Genomic DNA, 2,557 nt, shown 5'->3' with positions numbered 1-2,557 from the left:
GTATGGTTACTCTTTGATCGACCCGCCGATAATTCCCTTGACGAAGTACTGCTGAAGGAACAAAAACAGCAGGAAAATCGGAATGATGGAGAGTCCGGCGGCGACCATGATCTGATCGTAGTAGACGCGCTGTGCACCGACGAGTTGGTTTATCGCGACCGGGATGGTGTACTTGTCGGATTCGAGGACGACGAGGGGGAACAGAAACAGGTTCCACTGGAAGAGAAACAAGATCGTCGCGAGCGCAGCTAGAGACGACTTCAGCGTCGGCAACACGACCTTGTAGAACACCTGGAACTCGGAGGCTCCGTCCATGCGGGCGGACTCAAGTAAGGCGTCTGGAACTGACTTCATGTTCTGGCGCATCAGGAAAATCCCGACTGGATTCGCCGCCCATGGGAGAATAATTGCCCAGTACGAGTTCATCAGCCCAATCTGAGACATCAACAGAAACAGTGGGATGACGAGCAACTGAATGGGCAATACGAGAGTCGCAAGAATCGTATAGAAGATTGGTTCCTTGAAGCGGAACTCGTATTTGGCAAAGGCGAAGCCTGCCATAGAGCAGAGAAGCACCGACAAGAGGGTATAGACCGAGGCAATGAACACGCTGTTTCCGATGCTCCTGACGAAGTTGATGTCTTGGTGTGCCTGTAGCGCACGGAAGTTTTCGAGGAAGGCACCACCAGGGAGCAGCGGAAGCGACCCGGACGACAGGAACGCCTCCTCGGGCAGTGTCGACGCGATGAGTACCCAGTAGAGCGGAACGATTGTCACGACCGCCATAAGGAGGATGAACGCGTACGTAGTAAACGTCCATACGCCACTCCGGCGCGTAGTCTCATGCATTGTTCGTCCCCCCCAGTTTGATCTGAACGAGAGACAGCGTACTCACGATTGCGATCAGAACGTACGTGAGAGCGCTGGCATACCCAAGACGGAAGTCGATAAACGCTGTCTGATAGATGTACTGTACGATCGTAATCGTCGATTCGAGGGGCGCACCGCCCTGCGAGATCGTCACGGGCTCCGCAAATAGCTTGAACGTCCCGATAGTCGATGTAACCACCACGAAGAGAAGTACCGGGCGGAGCTGCGGGACGGTGACATATCTGAACTTCTCGAACCGGCTCGCACCGTCGATTTCGGCCGCTTCGTAGAGGTGTTTCGGGACGTTCTGCAGTCCCGCGAGGAGGATAATCATGTTGTACCCCGTCCAGCGCCAAGTGACTGCACCGACAATCGTAAACCGAGACCAAAACGCGTCTTGGAGCCATGGTATTGGACCGATGCCGACGAGTCCGAGTGCGTAGTTGATGAGTCCTGTCTCCTGGAACAATACCAGAAAAACGGTTGCATAGGCCACGAGGTTAGCCGAGACTGGAAGCGCGATGATCGTCCGGAAGACCCCGCGGAACCGCACGAAGCTCGCATTCCATGCGAGCGCAAGAGCGAGAGCTAGCCCCACCATGATTGGGACCTGAACCAGCAGGATGAACACGGTGTTGTACATCGACTGGTGGAAAAGCGAGTCCGACAGGAGCCTTAGGTAGTTGTCGAACCCGACGAACGTGAGGTCGGAGATGCCAACCAACCGGTAGTCGAATATCGCGGTTTCGATCCAGAGGATAGTTGAGTTGCTCACCCCTTCGAAGCGGAAAAACGAGAGGTAGAGCGTATAGAAGATGGGGAACGCCAAGAAGACACTAAACAGGGCGAAAAACGGCGAGAGGAAAAGGTACGGAACACTCCGATCAGAAGACGGAAGACTCTCCCGAAGTTGCTTGCGCCGGTATCGAATCCGATCCGAGAAACTCGGCTCGTGTCGTTGGCTCATCTATCAGGCGAGTTTCCGGTCGGTTCGCTTCGCGACCTGTTCGGCTGCGTTCGTGACCGCCTTCTCGGGAGTGACTTTGCCGTCGAACATCCGGCCCAGGTGAGTGTTGATGGCCTTCGTCACTTCAGACGTCGCAGTCGTGTAGCGGTACCCCGGAATATTCTCGGCGACCTCGGTGAACAACTCTCCCGCCTTCTGTCCGCCGAGGAAGGGTATTTCGGACGAAAAGATGTCACTCTCGTAGGAGGGCTTGTAGGCCGGGAAGATACCATACTCGCTGTAGATCTCCGTCTGCATCTCTTTTGTCGCCAGCGAGAACTTCATGAAGTCCCAAGCACGGCGAGCCTTCGCGTCTGACACCTGCTTGGCGATCGTCATATTCGACCCGCCGGAGTTGGTGGCGCGCGGCCCTCCAGACTCGAAGGCGGGAGGCTTGATCACTCCCCACTTACCCTTCGTGTCGCCGACCTCCGCTTTCAGCGTTCCCAGCATCCAAGCGCCGTTCATCAGTGAGGCGATGGAACCGTCACCAAGTGCAGTGAACCAGCTTTTTGTCCACGGCGGTTTGTCAGCGGTAATTCCGGAATCGTACAGGCGCTTCAGCGTCTGTGCGACCTGTACGCTCTTCTCGGAGTGGATGTTCACGTACCCGTCCTCGGTGAAGGGTTGTCCGCCAAGCTGGCGGAACTGCATCCGCCAGAGTCCGTCGTAATCGTTCGA

The 2,557-nt window shown here is 55.9% G+C and carries 2 protein-coding genes and 1 pseudogene; all 3 read right to left on the bottom strand.

What is annotated here, in order from left to right; genetic code table 11:
- Positions 1-6: 6 nt before the first annotated feature.
- Positions 7-849: a carbohydrate ABC transporter permease gene (locus C5B90_RS19685; protein WP_115883611.1), complete on the bottom strand. Its 843-nt coding sequence runs from the start codon at positions 847-849 to the stop codon at positions 7-9.
- Entirely contained in the window at positions 842-1,837 is a 996-nt protein-coding gene (locus C5B90_RS19680; RefSeq protein ID WP_115883610.1) for a carbohydrate ABC transporter permease, read from the bottom strand. The genes C5B90_RS19685 and C5B90_RS19680 overlap by 8 nt, the downstream gene beginning before the upstream one ends.
- Before the next feature lie 3 nt (positions 1,838-1,840).
- Positions 1,841-2,557, bottom strand: a pseudogene (locus C5B90_RS19675) (extracellular solute-binding protein); the annotation flags it as partial.

It is taken from the genome of Haloferax sp. Atlit-12N (assembly GCF_003383095.1).
In the GTDB taxonomy this organism is placed as follows: Archaea; Halobacteriota; Halobacteria; order Halobacteriales; family Haloferacaceae; genus Haloferax.
This window is presented reverse-complemented; position numbering and strand designations above follow the sequence as displayed.